Annotated in this window: 12 protein-coding genes; 2 read left to right on the forward strand and 10 right to left on the reverse strand. The window is 73.1% G+C overall.

Features of this window, described 5'->3' with window-relative positions; genetic code table 11:
• The first annotated feature begins 238 nt into the window (after positions 1-238).
• Positions 239-1402 carry a PQQ-dependent sugar dehydrogenase gene (locus tag ABZ721_RS32560; protein ID WP_358792401.1) on the forward strand — a complete coding sequence of 388 codons (1164 nt, stop codon included), beginning with the start codon at positions 239-241 and terminating at the stop codon, positions 1400-1402.
• 36 nt (positions 1403-1438) lie between these two features.
• Here the strand turns inward: ABZ721_RS32560 and ABZ721_RS32565 are convergent, their stop codons facing one another.
• The 3 genes from ABZ721_RS32565 to ABZ721_RS32575 form a co-directional block, all read right to left on the reverse strand.
• Positions 1439-4525: an AAA family ATPase gene (locus ABZ721_RS32565; RefSeq protein WP_358792373.1), complete on the reverse strand. Its 3087-nt coding sequence runs from the start codon at positions 4523-4525 to the stop codon at positions 1439-1441.
• A gap of 36 nt (positions 4526-4561) precedes the next feature.
• Positions 4562-4786, reverse strand: a complete 225-nt coding sequence (locus tag ABZ721_RS32570) for a hypothetical protein (RefSeq protein ID WP_358792374.1) — start codon at positions 4784-4786, stop codon at positions 4562-4564.
• A gap of 196 nt (positions 4787-4982) precedes the next feature.
• Positions 4983-5558: a hypothetical protein gene (locus ABZ721_RS32575; RefSeq protein ID WP_358792375.1), complete on the reverse strand. Its 576-nt coding sequence runs from the start codon at positions 5556-5558 to the stop codon at positions 4983-4985.
• Positions 5559-5738: 180 nt separating this feature from the next.
• On the opposite strand from ABZ721_RS32575, the gene ABZ721_RS32580 reads away from it, so the two are divergent.
• Positions 5739-7724 (forward strand): protein kinase, encoded by a 1986-nt coding sequence (locus ABZ721_RS32580; protein ID WP_358792376.1) that lies wholly within the window; start codon positions 5739-5741, stop codon positions 7722-7724.
• Here the strand turns inward: ABZ721_RS32580 and ABZ721_RS32585 are convergent.
• From ABZ721_RS32585 to ligA, 7 genes are all read right to left on the reverse strand, one after another.
• The gene (locus tag ABZ721_RS32585) at positions 7714-9924 is read right to left on the reverse strand and encodes an MMPL family transporter (RefSeq protein ID WP_358792377.1); all 2211 of its coding nucleotides are present in this window, start codon (positions 9922-9924) and stop codon (positions 7714-7716) included. The two genes, ABZ721_RS32580 and ABZ721_RS32585, sit on opposite strands and share 11 nt — an antisense overlap.
• 223 nt (positions 9925-10147) lie before the next feature.
• On the reverse strand, positions 10148-11656 hold the full coding sequence (gene gatB, locus ABZ721_RS32590) for an Asp-tRNA(Asn)/Glu-tRNA(Gln) amidotransferase subunit GatB (RefSeq protein ID WP_358792378.1): 1509 nt from the start codon (positions 11654-11656) through the stop codon (positions 10148-10150).
• A gap of 11 nt (positions 11657-11667) precedes the next feature.
• The gene (locus ABZ721_RS32595) at positions 11668-11859 is read right to left on the reverse strand and encodes a hypothetical protein (RefSeq protein ID WP_358792402.1); all 192 of its coding nucleotides are present in this window, start codon (positions 11857-11859) and stop codon (positions 11668-11670) included.
• 44 nt (positions 11860-11903) lie between these two features.
• Positions 11904-13397 (reverse strand): Asp-tRNA(Asn)/Glu-tRNA(Gln) amidotransferase subunit GatA, encoded by a 1494-nt coding sequence (gene gatA, locus ABZ721_RS32600; RefSeq protein WP_358792379.1) that lies wholly within the window; start codon positions 13395-13397, stop codon positions 11904-11906.
• A 5-nt stretch (positions 13398-13402) separates the two neighbouring features.
• Entirely contained in the window at positions 13403-13699 is a 297-nt protein-coding gene (gene gatC / locus ABZ721_RS32605; RefSeq protein WP_138354932.1) for an Asp-tRNA(Asn)/Glu-tRNA(Gln) amidotransferase subunit GatC, read from the reverse strand.
• 190 nt (positions 13700-13889) lie between these two features.
• Positions 13890-16025, reverse strand: a complete 2136-nt coding sequence (locus tag ABZ721_RS32610) for a bifunctional diguanylate cyclase/phosphodiesterase (protein WP_358792380.1) — start codon at positions 16023-16025, stop codon at positions 13890-13892.
• 219 nt (positions 16026-16244) lie between these two features.
• Positions 16245-18407 (reverse strand): NAD-dependent DNA ligase LigA, encoded by a 2163-nt coding sequence (ligA, locus tag ABZ721_RS32615; RefSeq protein ID WP_358792381.1) that lies wholly within the window; start codon positions 18405-18407, stop codon positions 16245-16247.
• Positions 18408-18411 lie beyond the last annotated feature (4 nt).

An 18411-nucleotide genomic window follows, 5' to 3' on the forward strand; every position in this document is an offset into this window, starting at 1 on the left:
CGGGCTTTCGCGGGGGCTGCCGTACCGGGGTCTCCGGGCGCCGGCGCGGCCCGTGGCGGGCGGCAGAAGCGTGAAGAGTCGCGCGCCGCGAGGGCGTTGTGTGCTGCAATTTCCCGGGGGTCGTCCCCGAGTCCCAGGCAGGCATCGCGGGGCGCAGCCCGGTGATGCCGCAGCGGGACACCACGAGGGAGGACCCACCGTGCGCCGCCGTACCGCCACCGCGACCACCACCACCGCCGTGACCGCCGTGCTCGCCGCCGCCGCGCTGCTGGCGGGCTGCTCGTCGCCCGACGGCGGGGTCCCGGACCCGCCGGCCACCAAGCCGCCGGCCACGTCGTCCGCCGCGGTCACCCCCAGCGCGACCACCGAGTCCCCGGCCTCCGCGTCCGCCGCTCCCGCGACCGGGACCGCGACGGTCACCGGGACGGTCGCCACCGGCCTCACCACGCCGTGGGGCGTGGCCGAACTCCCGGACGGGGCGCTGCTGATCGCCTCCCGGGACAGCGGGAAGATCCTCAGGACCGACCCGGCGACCGGGAAGACCGTCGAGGTCGGCTCGGTGCCGGGGGTGGCCGGCGGCACGCCGGGCGGTGAGGGCGGCCTGCTCGGGCTCGCGATCTCCCCGTCGTTCGGCTCCGACCGCCTGGTGTACGCGTACTTCACCACCGCCGACGACAACCGCATCGCGCGCATGCTCTACGACCCGTCGCGGCCGGTGGGCCAGCAGTTGGGGGCGCCCGACACGATCCTGCGCGGCATCCCCAGCGGCACCAACCACAACGGCGGCCGGATCGCCTTCGGCCCCGACAAGATGCTCTACGCCGGGACGGGCGAGAGCGGGAACCGGCCGCTGGCGCAGGACAGGACATCGCTGGGCGGGAAGATCCTGCGGATGACCCCGGACGGTCAGCCCGCGCACGGCAACCCGGAGGCCGACTCCGTCGTCTACTCGTACGGCCACCGCAACGTCCAGGGCCTGGCCTGGGACGCGCAGGGTCGGCTGTGGGCGGCCGAGTTCGGGCAGAACACCTGGGACGAGCTGAACCTGATCGAGCCGGGGAAGAACTACGGCTGGCCGGTCGTCGAGGGCCAGGCGCACCGGGCCGGGTACGTCGACCCGGTCGCGCAGTGGCACACCGACGAGGCCTCCCCCAGCGGCATCGCCTACGCCGCCGGGTGCATCTGGATGGCGTCGCTGAAGGGCGAGCGGCTGTGGCGCGTCCCGCTGGACGGCACGAAGGCCGCCGCGGCCCCGCAGCCGTTCTTCGCGAAGACCTACGGGCGGCTGCGCACCGTGGTCACGCTGGACGACGGCACCCTGCTGCTGACCACCAGCAACACGGACGGCCGGGGCACCCCGCAGCCCGGCGACGACCGCGTCCTGCGGCTGACGGTGAGCTGAGCGGCAGAGCGGGCTGAGCGGGCCCCCGGGCGGCCGTCACACGGACGGCACGGTGAACAGCCGCAGCCGGTGCGCGAGCGCCGCCGCCTCGCCGCGGCCGGAGACGTTGAGCTTGGCCAGGATGTTCGAGACGTGCACGCTCGCCGTCTTCGGCGAGATGAACAGCTCCTCGGCTATCTGCCGGTTCGTCCGGCCGTCGGTGACCAGCCGCAGCACCTCGCGCTCCCGCGACGTCAGCCCCAGCGCCTCGGCGGGGTCGGCGGGCTCCTCCGGGACGGGGTGCGGCCGCGCGCCCTCCGGGCCCTGCGGTCCGAGCAGCGGGAGCCGGGCGCGCTGGGCGAGCAGCGCGATCTCGTCGGCGAGCGGGCGGGCGCCGAGCGCTTCGGCGGTGGCGTGGGCGAGGACGAGGAGCGCGCCGGCCTCCTCGCGGCTCGCCCTGGCCTCCCGCGCCTCCCCGGTCTCGTGCCCGGTGGCCAGCAGCGCCTCCGCCCGGCGGTACCGGCTCTGCGCCAGTTCGTACGGGCGCTCGATCCGTTCGAAGGCGCGGACCACCGCCGCCCACCGCTCGGGCGCGGCCAGGCCCTCGGCGCGTGCCAGCTCCGCCTCGACGAGCAGGGCGTACGCCTCCCAGACCGGCGCGAGCCGGGGCAGCGCGGACGCGGCCTTGCGGATGCGCCGCAGGTGGTCGGTGCGCTCCTGGTCGTCGACGGTCATCCAGGGCCCGTCCGCCTCGGCGGCGGCGCCGGCGGCCAGCAGCGGCCACCAGTAGCGCGAGGTGCCGGGCACGAAGCCCGCGTCGAAGGCGTCGGACAGGGTCGCCCGCGCCTCGTCGAAACGGCCGCGCCGGGCGGCGAGCTCCAGCGTCAGCGTCCGGATGGGGATCAGGTGCTGCGGCTGGGTGTCGTGCACGAAGCCGTCCCGCGCGTCCCGCGCGTGCTCCTCCGCCTCCGTGTTCCGCCCGCGGCGCAGCGCGAGGAAGCCCAGGTACATCGACTGGCCGGCGGCGGCCATCCGCCCCGCCACGTTGCGGCGGGACCACTGGACGGCCTCCTCGCAGCGCTCCCACAGCCCGAGGAAGAACAGCGACTCGCCCTCGTTGCCGCGCAGGTAGGCGCGCACGCTGCGGGTGGCGATCTCGCGGACGCTCTCGATGCCCTCGGCCGAGACGGCGAGGGCGTCGCGGGAGCGGCCCACGCCCTCCAGGACCGAGGCCAGGTTGCCGTGGGCGCGGCCGATGAGTCCGGGCAGCCCCAGCTCGCGCGCCTCGCGGCAGACGTCCTCGGCCAGGGCCAGCCCGGCTTCGACGTCCCCGGAGTCGGCGAGGAGCAGCCCGAGGGTCAGCCGGGCGTTCAGCTCCGTCTCGCGCGCGCCGACCAGGCGGGCCAGGTCCACGGCCCGCTCCGCCGTGACGATGGCCTCCTCACCGGACTTGTGGATCATCATCCAGGCGGCGGCGAAGGCGAGGACGTCCGCGTGGACGGCGGACGGCGGCAGGCCGCGCAGGAGTTCCTGGGCGCGGGACACGTCCTCCCAGCCGTCGCCGCGCCCCAGGTCCTGGACGAGCCGGGAGCGCTGGGCGCGGAACCAGGCGGCGCGCAGCGCGTCCTCCGCCTCGTCCACCAGCCGCAGCGCGCGCTTGGCCACCGCGAAGGCGCGTTCGGGCTCGCCGCTCAGCCGGGCGGCGACCGTGACCTCGGCCAGCAGGTCCAGGAAGCGCAGCGGGGAGTCGGGGTGGCAGCCGCAGGGCGGGTAGACCTCGGCGTAGTCCGCGGGTCGCAGCTCGGCGCGGACCTCCCCGGGGGTGTCCTCCCACAACTCCAGCGCCCGTTCCAGCAGCCGGTGCTGCTCGGCGTAGGCGTGGCGGCGGCGGGCCTCGACGGAGGCGCGCAGCACGGCGGGCAGCGCCTTGGCCGGGTCGTGCGCGTAGTACCAGTAGCTGGCCAGCCGGGCGGCCCGCTCGTCGTCGCGGACCAGGCCGGGGCCGGCCTCCAGGGCCTGCGCGTACCGGCGGTTGATGCGGCTGCGCTCACCGGGCAGCAGGTCGTCGCTGACCGCCTCGCGCACCAGGGAGTGCCGGAAGCGGTAGCCGTCGCCGTCCTCGGAGGGCAGCAGGATGTTGGCGCCGACGCAGGTGCGCAGCGCCTCAATGAGCTCGTCCTCGCCGAGCCCGGACACGGCGGCGAGCAGCGGGTACTCCACGGTGGTGCCGCCCTCGGCCACGATCCGCGCGGCGCGCTGGGCGTCCTCCGACAGCGATTCGAGCCGGACCAGCAGCAGGTCGCGCAGCGAGTCGCTCAGGCCGGAGTTGCAGCCCTGCTGGATGCTGACCGCCAGCTCCTCCACGAAGAACGGGTTGCCGTCGGAGCGCTCGAAGACCCGGTCCACCATGCCGCCCTCGGGCTCGGCGGCCAGGATGCCGGTGATCTGGCTGCGGACCTCCGCGCGGCTGAACCGCGGCAGCTCGATCCGTTCGACCGTGCGCAGCCGGTCCAGCTCGGCGAGGAAGGGGCGCAGCGGGTGCCGGCGGTGGATGTCGTCGGACCGGTAGGTGGCCACGATCACGAGCCGGCCGCGGTGCAGCGACCGGAAGAGGTAGGCGAGCAGCTCGCGGGTGGAGCGGTCCCCCCAGTGCAGGTCCTCCAGGACGAGGACGACGGTGCGGTCCGCCGCCAGCCGCTCCAGCAGCCGGGCGGTGAGCTCGAAGAGCCGCACCCGGCCGTCGTCGTCCTGCGAGTCGCGCCCCTCGCGGGCCGGCGCGTGGTGCTCGCCCAGCTCCGGCAGCAGCCGGGACAGCTCCCCCGCCTGGTTGCCGGCCGCGGCCGTCAGCTCGTCGCCGAGCTGCCGGTACAGCGAGCGCAGCGCCGTGGAGACCGGCGCGAAGGGCAGGCCGTCCGCGCCGATCTCCACACAGCCGCCGACGGCCGTGACGGCGCCCGCCGCGGCGGCGGCCGCGAGGAACTCCTCGCCGAGGCGGGTCTTGCCGACGCCGGCCTCGCCGCTGACGACCAGGCCCTGCGGCTCGCCCGCACGGGCGCGGGCGAGCGCGGCGGCGAGGCGCGTCATCTCACTGTCGCGGCCGACGAAGACGGGGCTGACGGACTGGGTCTGCACGGTGCTGAGCATCCCACGGCGGTCCGACAGCGCAGTAACGGTTATCACCTAGGACGCCGCGTGGTGCCGTACGCCGCGCAGTGCCCGGCCCACCCGGCCGGTATCCGCGGCCACCCGGACGGTGTCCGTGCTCACCCGCCCCTCGCGGCGTGCCGCGCGCCGCGCCCGGCGCTCGTCGCGGCGCACCGCGACGAGGGCGCGGGCCTGGTCCGCCTGCCGGGCCTGGCGCTGGAGTTCGGTGGCGCGGACCCGGTGCAGTTCGAGCTCGTACATGGTGTGCTCCCCGTGGGTTGGCTGCTTGTTCCTTCTGCGACAAGCTTCGTCTCCCAGGGGGGTGCGCCACATCGGGCAGCTGCCCGAACTCCGGCGGTCCGGGGTCCTTAGGACCGGTGCCGGGCGGGCGCGGGGGGCCTTAGTCCGCGGCGGGCGGCAGGAAGTACTGGCGTAGTACTGACGTAGCGGCCCCGGATCAGGACGCCGACGTGGCCGGGAGCAGCGGCAGGTCCGTGAAGACGTCGAACCACATCACGCCGGCGATCAGCAGGCCGAGCACGCCGAGGATGAGGCCGCCCCAGGCGAGCGGCTGGCTCCAGTGGTTCCCGGCCGTCGCGGGCCGGCCGGGACGGAACAGGACGGCGGCCGCGACCAGGATCGCGACCACGGCGAAGATGCCGTTGAAGAGGGCGACGGTGTGCCACGGGGTGCCGTACGCGGCGGCGAGCTGGGCGTGCGGGGTGCCGCCGGAGGACTTGATGTTGCCGATCAGCTGCTCACGGTCCTGCATGAGGTCGCCGATCCAGGTGCCGGTGAGCGACGACAGGCCGAGTCCGACCGCGACGACCGATCCCGCGGCGGCCGCGACCCCGGTCGCCGCCCGGTTCCGGGCCGGCCCCCCGTCGGGGCCGTCCCCTTCCGTTCCGTCGTCCTCGAAGCCGTCCTCGTCCCGGGTCTCCGGGTCGGCCACGACCTGCGCGGGTACGTCCGGGGTCTCCGTCTCCCGGTCGGTGGGGGTCTTGTCCGGTGCGTCGGTCTTGGTGGTGTCCATGGGACGAAACCGTAGGTTCCGTTTCTGAGAGGAGCCTGAGAGTCCACAGCGTGCCATCTCTCTGTTACGGCCCGGCAACTGCGCTTGACCCGCCCGAGCCGGGAGCGGCAACCTGAACTCCCCCTGGCCGCGCTGATATCCGCGGGACTCCAGGGTTCGAGGGGGAGGAAGAAACACCACGTGGACACCGGTCTGTACATCGGCCCTGACGGCGCACCCGACCGTTACCGCCTGCTGCGATCCATCGGGCGCGGAGGCGAGGCCGTGCTCTACCTCGCCGAGATCGAACTCGGCGGTGGCACCGAACCCGTCGTCGTCAAGGTGCTCGATTCGAAGACGACCCTGTCGCAGGAGCAGTTCGACCGGATCAGCTCCAAGTGGCGTGAGCAGGCGGAGCTGTTGCGCTTCGTCAACCGCCTCGGCGTGGTCGGCATCCGCGAGCACTTCGAGGGCCCGTCCGCGCACCGCAAGGGAGAGGCCGCGCCGGATGCGGTGGGCCGTGCCCTGTACCTGGTCATGAACCACGTGGAGGGCCTCGACCTGCGCGACTGGCGCGCCGAGCGCGCCCTGGACACCCCCGCGGAACGCCGTGAGGCGGTGCGCTGCCTGGAGCAGCTCGCCGATGTCCTGGACTGGCTGCACACGGGCTCGGCCACCCCCTCCGGCCGCTCGGTCGTGCACGGCGACCTCTCACCCGGCAACGTCATGATCGACGCCAACGGCCAGGCCACCCTGGTCGACTTCGGGCTGAGCAAGCTGACCGCGGACCACCAGACGGCCGAGGTCTGGTTCACCCCCGGGTTCGCCGCGCCGGAGGTCTTCGACGGCAAGCGCAGCTCGGCCACCGACCGCTACGCGTTCGGCGCCCTCGCGTACTTCCTGCTCAGCGGGGAGTCGCCGGCCACCATGCCGGAGCAGATCCGGGAGTCGCTGCTGGCGCTGCCCGAGCTGGAAGGACTGGAGCCGGAGCGGGCCGCCCGGATCGCGGCGATCTTCGCCACGGACCCGGCGAACCGGCCGGAGTCGCTCTCCGCGTGGGTCCGCGAGCTGCGCCCGGCGGTGATCTCGACGACGCGCACTCCGCGGACCTCGGGGCCCAAGGCCGCGGTGCCGGTCGCGGACGCGACCCCGCCACCGCCCGCCCACGCCCCGGCCCCGGTCGTCCCGCCGCTGCCCGACCGGCCGGCGCCCGTCGCGGCGCCGTTCCAGGCGCCCCCGGCGCACACGCCACCGCCCGCGTACGTCCCGGCGCCGCCGGCCGGTGACCCGGTGACGGACACCAGGCCCACGGTGGTGCTGGGGGCCCAGGCGCACCCGCACACGGAGCCGGACGCACCGCACCCGCACTCCCAGCCCGTGTCGCAGGCGCAGTTCCCGCCGCCGTCGCAGCCGCAGTCCCAGGCGCCGGCGGCCGTGTTCCACGAGCAGCCCCGGCCGCCGGACGGCCCCGGCCAGGGCACCGGTCCCGCGACGTCGGCGACCCCGCTGCCGCGCAAGCGCGGCAGGAAGGCCCCGCTGATCCTGGCGGCGGTCCTCGCGGTCGTCCTGATGGCGGCCGGGGCGCTGGTCGCCGTCAAGTTCATGGGCGACGACAAGAAGGACAACGCGGCCGACCCGAAGAGCAGCTCCTCCGTGCGGCAGCAGAGCAGCTCGTCGCCCGCGACGTCGCCTGACCCGACGACGGCCTCGCCGTCCGACGACCCGGCGTCCGCGGAACCGTCCAGCTCGGACTCGGGGTCGGGCAAGCCGACCTCGATCACCGAGGGGGACCACGCGGCGCTCTCCGCCATGGGCCCGGTGGACGGGCCGGAGGCGTTCACCGCGAAGCCGGTGACCATCAACACCAAGCCGTACGCGGACGCGCTGGTCAAGAACGAGTGCTCGACGGCGTTCACCGAGTACAACCTGGACCGGTCCTGGAAGACCCTGACGGTGGTGGTCGGCATCGCCGACGACTCCAAGAACCACCAGGCGAAGGTGACCTTCTTCGCCGACGGCACGCAGCTGGCCGTCAAGACCGTCAGCGTCGGCCACCCGGAGACGCTGAACCTCCCGGTGACCGGAGCGCTGCGCCTGCGCATCGAGTACGACGTGGACCTGGACAAGTCCCTGTCCTGCGAGAGCGAGCCGATCCTCGCCCTGGGAGACCCGACCCTCAGGCGCTGACGGACGGGCTCCGTTCGGCTGCCCGGGGTCCGGGCAGCCGGACGGCGGGCACGGCCGGTCCGGCCGGCGGTTCGATGCTGATCCTGGGCAGCCGGCGGTCCAGCCACCCCGGCAGCCACCAGTTCGCGCCGCCGAGCAGGTGCATCAGCGCGGGCACCAGCAAGGTGCGCAGGACGAACGCGTCCAGCGCGACGGCCGCCGCGAGGCCGATGCCGAACATCGCGATGACGCGGTCGCCGCTGAGCACGAAGGCCAGGAAGACCGCGATCATGATGACCGCGGCCGAGTTGATCACCCGGCTGGTCTCCGCGAGCCCGACCCGTACCGCCCGCCGGTTGTCCCGGGTCTCCAGCCACTCCTCGTACATCCGGCTCACCAGGAAGACCTGGTAGTCCATGGAGAGCCCGAAGAGCACCGAGACCATGATCACCGGAAGGAACGGCTCGATCGGGCCTGCCGCCCCCAGGCCCAGGTACTCGCTCCCCCAGCCCCACTGGAAGATCGCCACGACGATCCCGAAGGACGAAGCGACCGCGGCCACGTTCATCGCCGCCGCCTTCAGCGGGATGCCGATCGACCGGAACGCCAGGAGCAGCAGCAGGCAGCCCAGGCCGATGACGACCCCGACGAACAGCGGCAGCTTGCCGACGATGACGGACGCGAAGTCGTCGTAGCTCGCGGTCGGGCCGCCCACGTACACCTGCAGCGAGGTGCCGTCCTCGGCCTGCGGCAGCACGTCGCCGCGCAGCCGGTCCACCAGCTCGGAGGTGTCCCGGGACTGCGGCGCCGTGTCCGGCACGACGGTGATCACGCCGGTGTCGCCGCTGACGGTCGCCGGGGTCACCGAGGCGACGCCCGGGGTGGCGCGCAGGGTCTGCGGCAGCTCGTCCAAGGCCAGCCGGGCGTCGGCGCCCCGGACCTCGGCGACCAGGGTCAGCGGCCCGTTGGTGCCGGGCCCGAAACCGTCCGCGAGCAGGTCGTAGGCCTGCCGGGTGGTGCTGGCGGCCGGGTTGTTGCCCTGGTCCGAGGTGCCGAGGTGCAGCGAGAGCGTGGGCAGCGCCAGGACGAGCATGACGGCGGCGGCCAGGCTGCCGAGCAGCTTGGGATGGCGTTCGACGAAGGCGGACCAGCGGGCGGCGAGCCCGGTGGGCGTCTCGGGCTGCGGGCCGTGCTCGGTCAGGTGCCGCCGCTCCCGGCGGCTGAGCGCCTTCATGCCGATCATCGACAGCAGGGCCGGCAGCAGCGTGATGGAGGCGGCCACCGTCAGCACGACGGTGAGCGCCGCCGCGACGGCGACGCCGTTGAGGAAGCTGAGCCGCAGGATGAGCATGCCGAGCAGCGCCACGCAGACCGTGCCGCCCGCGAAGACCACCGCGCGGCCGGTCGTGGTGACGGCCTGCTCGGCCGCCTCGCGCACCGGCAGGCCCCGCTTGAGGCCTCTGCGGTGCCGGGTGACGATGAACAGCGCGTAGTCGATGCCCACGCCGAGGCCGATGAGCAGCCCGAGCATCGGCGCGAAGTCGGCCACGGTCATCACGTGGCCGAGCAGCTCGATGCCCAGGTAGGCGGTGCCGACGCCCATCAGCGCGGTCGCGATCGGCAGGCACATGGCGGCGAAGGAGCCGAAGGCCAGGAAGAGCACGACGGCGGCGACGCCGACCCCGATCACCTCGCTGAGGTGGGAGCTGTCGCCCTCGGTGGCCGCGACGGCGATGCCGCCGAGCTCGACCTGCAGCCCGTCGCCCCCGGCGGCCTTCGCGGTGTCCACGACGGCCGCGGCCTGCCCGGCGGGAAGGTCGTCGGCGGCGCTGTCGAAGGTGACGTCGGCGTAGGCGGTCCGGCTGTCGGCGCTGACGTGGCCGGCGCCGTCGGCGGTGTACGGGTTGGTCACGGAGGCGACGCCCGGGAGCTTCGCGATCGCGTCGAGGGTCCTGGTCATCCGCTGCTCGACGCCGTCGGCGCGGACGCTGCCCTTGCCCTCCGTGTGCCAGACGACCGTGTCCGAGTCACCCGCCTGGTGCGGGAACGCCTGCTGCAGCAGGGTGACCGCGCGGCCGGACTCGGTGCCGGGTATCTCGTAGTCGTTCGAGTACGCGGAGCCGGCGAGGGCGGCACCGGCGGTGAGGCCGGCGAGGGCGGTGAGCCACAGCAGGACGACGATGAGGCGACGGCGGAGACACCACCGGGCGAGTGCGGCCATTGCCTGCTTCCCTGGGCATCTCAGGTGGATCTTTCAGGGAATGGCCCTCAAAGAACACTTCGGGTACAGCCGTCCACTCTTGCAGCGAAAAATGATCCTTTGGTGGTTTCGTGCGCTTCCTCACAACGGGAACTCTCACGGGAACTCCCGTGCACCCGCAACGGAAAAGGGCGGCCCCTGACGGGACCGCCCTGCACCGTGCGCTCAGCACCCGACCCTGCGGTCAGCCCTGCACGCCCAGCTTCTCCAGCACCAGCTCCCGGACGCGCTTGGCGTCGGCCTGGCCGCGGGTCAGCTTCATGACCGCGCCGATCAGGGCGCCGGCCGCCGCGAGGTTGCCGCCGCGGATCTTGTCGGCGACGGCGGCGTTGGCCGCGATCGCCTCGTCCACGGCCGCGCCCAGCGCGCCCTCGTCGGAGACGACCTTCAGACCGCGCTTCTCCACGACCTCGTCCGGACCGCCCTCGCCCGCGAGGACGCCCTCGAGGACCTGGCGGGCCAGCTTGTCGTTGAGCGAGCCCTCGGCGACCAGCGCCGTCACCCGGGCGACCTGCGCCGGTGTGACACCGAGGTCGGCCAGCTCCTTGCCCGTCTCGTTGGAGGCGCGGGCCAGCTCGCCCATCCACCACTTGCGGGCCTGGTCGGCCGGGGCGCCCTCGTCGATCGTCGCGGTGATCAGGTCGATCGCGCCCGCGTTGAGCACCGACTGCATCTCGTGGTCGGAGATGCCCCACTCGCTCTTGAGCCGGTCGCGGCGGACCCGCGGCAGCTCCGGAAGGGCGGCCCGCAGTTCCTCGACCCACTCGCGGGCCGGGGCGATCGGGACGAGGTCGGGCTCCGGGAAGTACCGGTAGTCCTCCGCGTTGTCCTTGATGCGGCCGGCCGTCGTGGAGCCGTCCTCCTCGTGGAAGTGCCGGGTCTCCTGCACGATCGTGCCGCCGGAGTTGAGCACCGCCGCGTGCCGCATGATCTCGTAGCGCGCCGCGCGCTCGACCGAACGGAGCGAGTTGACGTTCTTCGTCTCCGAGCGGGTGCCGAACTCCTTGCGGCCGTGCGGGCGCAGCGACAGGTTCACGTCGCAGCGCATCTGGCCCTGCTCCATACGCGCCTCGGACACGCCCAGCGCCTTGATCAGCTCGCGGAGCTCGGCGACGTACGCCTTGGCGACCTCGGGAGCGCGCGCGCCCGCGCCCTCGATCGGCTTGGTGACGATCTCGATGAGCGGGATGCCGGCCCGGTTGTAGTCGAGCAGCGAGTGCGAGGCGCCGTGGATACGGCCCGTCGCGCCGCCGACGTGGAGGGACTTGCCGGTGTCCTCCTCCATGTGGGCGCGCTCGATCTCGACCCGGAAGGTCTCGCCGTCCTCCAGCGCGACGTCCAGATAGCCGTTGAAGGCGATCGGCTCGTCGTACTGCGAGGTCTGGAAGTTCTTCGGCATGTCCGGGTAGAAGTAGTTCTTCCGCGCGAAGCGGCACCAGGTCGCGATCTCGCAGTTCAGCGCGAGACCGATCTTGATGGCCGACTCGATGCCGATCGCGTTGACGACCGGGAGCGAGCCGGGCAGGCCCAGGCAGGTCGGGCACGTCTGGGAGTTGGGCTCGGCGCCGAGGGTGGTCGAGCAGCCGCAGAACATCTTGGTCTCGGTGCCGAGCTCGACGTGGACCTCAAGGCCCATCACCGGGTCGTACACCGACAGGGCGTCCTCGTAGGACTCCAGGTCCGTGACGGTCATTCCAATACCTCTCAGTCCGCCAGGACGTCGTCGTCGGCGAGGCTGCGCAGCTCGCGGACGAGCAGGGCCAGGCCGGTGGCGATGGCGGCCGCGCTGATCACGGCGTCGGCCAGCAGGAGCCGGTCGCTGTCGCCCCTGGCGTTGCGCGCCTGCTTGATGGTGCTCACGGCGCCGAAGAGCGTGGTGCCGATCGAGATGTACATGCCGAGCTTGCTCTTCTTGAAGCCCTTGGCCTTCTTCAACGTGCTCACAGCGCGGGTGCCTCCTCAAGCAGCGGGTGGCCCCATCGTCCGGTGAGCGCGGCCTCGACCGCGGCACCGACCCGGTAGAGCCGGTCGTCGGCCATGGCCGGGGCGATGATCTGCAGCCCGACCGGAAGTCCGTCCTCGGGGGCCAGGCCGCACGGGATCGACATCGCCGCGTTGCCCGCCAGGTTGGACGGGATGGTGCACAGGTCGGCGAGGTACATCGCCATGGGGTCGTCCACGCGCTCGCCGATGGGGAACGCGGTGGTCGGGGTGGTCGGCGAGACCAGCACGTCCACCGTGCCGAACGCGGCCTCGAAGTCGCGCGAGATGAGCGTGCGGACCTTCTGCGCCGAGCCGTAGTACGCGTCGTAGTAGCCGGAGCTGAGCGCGTACGTGCCGAGGATGATGCGGCGCTTGACCTCGTCGCCGAAGCCGGCCTCGCGGGTGAGCGCGGTGACCTCCTCGGCCGACCTCGTGCCGTCGTCGCCGACCCGCAGGCCGTAGCGCATGGCGTCGAAGCGGGCCAGGTTGGACGAGGCCTCGGACGGCGCGATCAGGTAGTACGCGGGCAGCGCCAGCTTGAACGAGGGGCAGGAGATCTCCACGATCTCGGCGCCCAGCTCGCGCAGCAGCTCCACGGACTCGTTGAAGCGCTGCATGACGCCGGCCTGGTAGCCCTCGCCGCCGAACTCCTTGACGACGCCGACGCGCATGCCCCGCACATTGCCGTGGCGGGCCGCCTCGACGACGGACGGGACCGGCGCGTCGATGGACGTCGAGTCCAGCGGGTCGTAGCCGGCGATCGCCTCGTGCAGCAGCGCCGCGTCCAGGACCGTACGGGCGCAGGGCCCGCCCTGGTCGAGGGAGGACGAGAAGGCGACCATGCCGTAGCGGGAGACGCCGCCGTAGGTCGGCTTGACACCGACCGTGCCGGTGACGGCCGCGGGCTGGCGGATCGAGCCGCCGGTGTCGGTGCCGATCGCGAGCGGCGCCTGGTAGCTGGCGAGCGCCGCGGACGAGCCCCCGCCGGAGCCGCCGGGGATCTTGGTGAGGTCCCACGGGTTGCCGGTCGGGCCGTAGGCGCTGTTCTCGGTGGAGGACCCCATGGCGAACTCGTCCATGTTGGTCTTGCCGAGGATGACGATGCCGGCGTCCTTGAGGCGCTTGGTCACCGTCGCGTCGTACGGGGGGATCCAGCCTTCGAGGATCTTGGAGCCGACGGTGGTCGGGATCCCCTTGGTGGTGAAGATGTCCTTCAGCGCGAGCGGGACGCCGGCCAGCGGGCCGAGCTTCTCGCCCTTGGCGCGCCGCTCGTCGACGGCGCGGGCGGCGCCGAGCGCACCCTCGGTGTCGACGTGCAGGAAGGCGTGCACCTTCTCGTCCACGGCGCCGATGCGGTCCAGGTGGGCCTGGGCGACGTCGACGGCGGAGGTCTCGCCGGAGGCGATGGCTGCCGCGGTCTCGGCCGCGGTGAGCCTGGTCAGGTCGGTCATGGTGGTTAGTCCTCCCCCAGGATCTGCGGCACCTTGAAGCGCTGCTGCTCCTGCGCCGGGGCGCCGGAGAGCGCCTCGGCCGCCGTGAGCGACGGCCGGACCTCGTCCGGGCGCATGACATTGGTCAGCGGCAGCGCGTGGGAGGTCGGGGGGACGTCCTCGCCGGCCACCTCGGATACGCGGGCGACCGCGCCGATGATCACGTCGAGCTGCTCGGCGAAGTGGTCGAGCTCTTCGTCCTTCAGCTCAAGACGCGACAGCCGGCCGAGGTGGGCGACCTCCTCGCGTGTGATGCCAGGCATGCAGCGATCCTCTGGGAGTGAGTTCGATGGTTTCGCGCCCAATCCTAGGGGGGCGGACCCCCTGGCGACGAAACGGTTACCGGCGCGCGCGGTCGGCGCGGCCCGGCGGTGGCGGCCGGCGGGCTCCGCCGGACCCGTCCCGCGTCACGGCCTTGCCCGCGTCACGGCCTTGCCGGCGTCACGGCCCGTCCTACGTCACGGCCTGCCCGGACGGCTGGTCCGCGTCGGCCACCGGCGCGTGCTCCGGTTCCGGCTCGCGCTCCAGCGCGTTGGGGCGCCGCCAGCCGTGCTCGCGGGCGCGCAGCCAGGCGGTCGCCTCCTCGGGCGGCATCGCGGCGGCGACCAGCCAGCCCTGGACGGCGTCGCAGCCCAGGTCCCGCAGCCGCTCCCAGGTCTCGTCGTCCTCCACGCCCTCGGCGACGACGAGCAGCCCGAGGGAGTGCGCGAGGTCGACGGTGCAGCGGACGATCTCGGCGTCCTCGTTGTCGAGGACCAGCCGGGCGACGAACGAGCGGTCGATCTTCAGCTCGCTGACCGGCAGTTTGCGCAGGTGGACCAGGGAGGAGTAGCCGGTGCCGAAGTCGTCGAGCGACATCTTCACGCCGTGCCCGGTCAGTCCGGCCATGGTGTCGGCGGCCCGCTGCGGGTCCTCCAGCAGGACGTGTTCGGTTATCTCCAGCTGCAGGGAGCCGGGCGGCACGCCGTGCCGGGCCAGGCGCGCGGCGACCGCGCCCGCGAAGCCGGGGCTGTGCACGTCGCGGGGCGAGACGTTCACCGCGACCGGGACGTCCAGGCCCATCTTGCGCCAGCGGGCGACCTGCCCGAGCGCTGTCTCCAGCACGTACTCCGTCAGCTGGGGCATCAGCCCGGAGGTCTCCGCCATGGCGATGAACTCCTCGGGATTGACCCGGCCGCGCTGCGGGTGCTCCCAGCGCACCAGCGCCTCCAGGCCGGCGATCTTCCCGTCGAAGCAGACCTTCGGCTGGTAGTGCAGCTCGACGTCGCCCGTGTCCAGCGCCCGGCGCAGGTCGCCCAGCAGGCCGAGTCGGTCCGGGGTGTTGCCGTCGCGGGTGGCCTCGTAGACCTCGACGCCGCTGCGGTCCCGCTTGGCCTGGTACATCGCCACGTCGGCGCGGCGCAGCAGCCCTTCGGCGTCGACCGCGTGGTCCGGGAAGACGGCGACCCCGGCGCTGGCCTCCAGCACCAGGGTCAGCCCGTCCAGGCTCAGCGGGGAGCCGAGGGCCGCCACCAGGGCGCGGGCGATGCGCTGGGCGCGGGTCGGGGAGTCGCAGCAGGGCAGCAGGACGGCGAACTCGTCGCCGCCCAGCCGGGCCGCCTCGGCGCCGCGCGGCAGCGCGAGCCGCAGCCGGTCGGCGACCTGGAGCAGCAGCCGGTCGCCTGCCAGGTGCCCGAGGGTGTCGTTGACCGAGCGGAACTTGTCCAGGTCGATGAGGATCAGCGCGGTGCGCTCGCCCTTGCGTTCCGCGTCGTCCAGCGCGATCCAGGCCCGTTCCAGCAGCCACTGGCGGTTGGGGAGCCCGGTCAGCGGGTCGCGCAACTGCTCCTCGGCGCGGGCGTGCGCGATCCACAGCGTCGAGTCCAGGGCGATGAGCGGGACGGAGAAGAGCGGCAGCAGGACCGGCATGTCGCAGCCGACGACCAGGATCAGCGGGGAGAGCCCCAGCAGGGCGACGCCCACCATGCCCTGGCGCATCAGGGCGGTGCGGGCGACCGTCGGCAGCCCGCCGCCGCGCGGGGCGACCGCGAACCAGAGCAGCGCACGGGTCGCGGTCAGATAGGCCAGAGCGGTGACGACGAGGGCCGGACCGGCCGCCAGACCCCAGTCGTCGGGGTGCCAGGGCGCGGCCACGGAGGGGTGCACGCCGAAGCAGGCGAGGGTCAGCGAGGCCGTGCCGACGCCCAGAATGTCCACGGCTCCGTGCAGCAGTGCCTGTCGCCAGCGGTGTCGGCGCGCGGCGCCGACCAGCACCACGACGGCCAGGCTGACCAGCACCGACGGCATCCAGCCGTAGAGCAGCAGCATCGCCAGGGTCAGGGCCGCGCCGGAGCCCGTGCCGCCCCACCAGCGGTCGCGGCCCATCGCCACGAGGTGGCCGACGATGATGCCGGTCAGGACGGCGAACGCCCAGCCGACCGTGCCGCCGGGGAAGAGCGCCCGGCCCTCGTGGACGGCGCTGACCACGCCGGCCGCCAGCGCGAGTCCCGCGACGGCCACCACAGCGATGCGTAAGACCGCCGGGGGCAGTACCGGCGCGGCCGGCCAACGCAGCCGCTGCGCCGGTGCGGCGCCCTCCGTCGGTTCCATTCCCGTCCCTCTCGCAACCTGGTGCGACACCTGGGTCCTCCGCGCCGTGTCCACGGCGGAAACCCGTAAAGGTTGCTGGAAGGTTCATGCCCTTCCAGCGCGCCTCTCAACAGTAGGCCGCAGAAGGCTGCCCCGGGCACCGATCGACGGTGGTTGCCCGAATGGGATCGGCGCACCCGGAACGTGCGCATATAGGCCGAACGGGTGATTGGGGCCCGGTTACTCGTCCGGGTTGACCGCGGCCTCCCGCGCCGCTTCCGGACCCTCCGTCAGCAGCACCGCGAAGCCCGGCTCGTCGAGCACCGGAACCTTCAACTGGACGGCCTTGTCGTACTTCGATCCGGGGTTGTCGCCGACCACGACGAAGGACGTCTTCTTGGAGACGGAGCCGGCGACCTTCGCCCCGAGCGAGGTCAGCGCCTCCTTGGCGCCGTCCCTCGTGTGGCCGGCGAGGGTGCCGGTCACGACGACCGTGAGGCCTTCGAGCGGGCGCGGGCCCTCGTCCGAGCCCTCCTCGGTGAACTTCACCCCGGCGGCGCGCCACTTCTCGATGATCTCCAGGTGCCACTCCTCGGCGAACCACTGCTTGACCGACGCGGCGATGGTCCCGCCGACCCCGTCCACCGCCGCCAGCTCCGCCTCCTCGGCGTCCTTGATGCGGTCCAGGTCGCGGAACTCCCGGGCCAGCGCCTCGGCCGCGACGGGGCCGACGTGCCGGATCGACAGCCCGGTCAGGATCCGCGCCAGCGGCCGCTCCTTGGCCGCGGCGATGTTCTCCAGCATGGCCAGCGCGTTCTTCTTCGGCTCGCCCTGCTGGTTGGCGAAGAAGGTGACGATCTTCTCCTCGCCGGTCTCCGGGTCCCGCTTGGGCAGACCGGTGTTCTGGTCCAGGACGTACGACCGGATCGGCAGCAGCTCCTCGATCTTCAGATCGAACAGGTCGCCTTCGTTGCGCAGCGGGGGCTCCGCGGGCTCCAGCGGCTGCGTGAGCGCGGCGGAGGCCACGTACCCGAAGTTCTCGATGTCCAGGCACTTGCGGCCGACCAGGTAGAAGATCCGCTCGCGCAACTGCGCCGGGCAGTAGCGGGCGTTGGGGCACCGCAGGTCGATGTCCCCCTCCTTCATCGGCTGCAGCGCCGTACCGCAGTCCGGGCACTTCGACGGCATCTCGAACGGGCGCTCGCTGCCGTCCCGCAGATCGACGACCGGGCCGAGGATCTCCGGGATGACGTCGCCGGCCTTGCGCAGCACCACCGTGTCGCCGATGAGGACGCCCTTGGCCTTGACGACCTCCTGGTTGTGCAGGGTCGCGAACTCGACCTCGGAGCCGGCGACGGTGACCGGCTCGACGACCGCGTACGGCGTGACGCGGCCGGTGCGGCCCACGCCCACCCGGATGTCCACGAGCTTGGTGTTGACCTCCTCGGGCGCGTACTTCCAGGCGATCGCCCAGCGCGGCGCCCGGGACGTCGACCCCAGCCGGCCCTGCAGCGGGATCTCGTCCACCTTGACCACGACGCCGTCGATCTCGTGCTCCACCGCGTCGTGCCGGTGCTCGCCGAAGTAGGCGATGAACTCGCGCACCTCGTCGAGCGAGCCGACGACCTTGTTGTGCGTCGCGGTGGGCAGGCCCCATTCGTGCAGCAGTTCGTACGCGTGCGACTGGCAGTCGATGTCGAAGCCCTCGCGGGCGCCGATGCCGTGCACCACCATGTGCAGCGGCCGGCTCGCGGTGATCCGGGGGTCCTTCTGGCGCAGGCTGCCGGCCGCGGCGTTGCGCGGGTTGGCGAACGGCTTGTCGCCGGCCTCCACCAGGCGCGCGTTGAGCGCCTCGAACTTCTCGCCGGGGAAGTACACCTCGCCGCGGATCTCCACGAGCTCCGGGATCCGGTCCCCGGAGAGCCGGTCCGGGATGTCGGAGATGGTGCGGACGTTGGGCGTGATGTCCTCGCCGGTGCGGCCGTCGCCGCGGGTCGCGGCCCGGGTCAGCCGGCCCTGCTCGTAGGTGAGGTTGACGGCGAGGCCGTCCACCTTCAGCTCGCACAGGAAGTGGTACGGGATCCCCTGCAGCTCGGCGGCGACCCGGTCCGCCCAGGACGACAGCTCCTCGTCGTCGAACGCGTTGTCCAGCGACAGCAGCCGCTCGCGGTGCACCACCGAGGTGAAGTCCGTCTGGTACGCCCCCGCCACCTTCTGGGTGGGCGAGTCCGGGGTGCGCAGCCCCGGGTGCTCGTCCTCGATCGCCTCCAGCCGCCGCAGCAGCCGATCGAACTCGGCGTCGCTGACGACCGGCGCGTCATTGACGTAGTAGCGGAAGCGGTGCTCCTCGACCTGCTCGGCCAACTGAGCGTGCTCCTCGCGCACTTCGGCAGGAATGTCCACGGCG

It is taken from the genome of Streptomyces sp. NPDC006733 (assembly GCF_040636125.1).
In the GTDB taxonomy this organism is placed as follows: domain Bacteria; phylum Actinomycetota; class Actinomycetes; order Streptomycetales; family Streptomycetaceae; genus Actinacidiphila.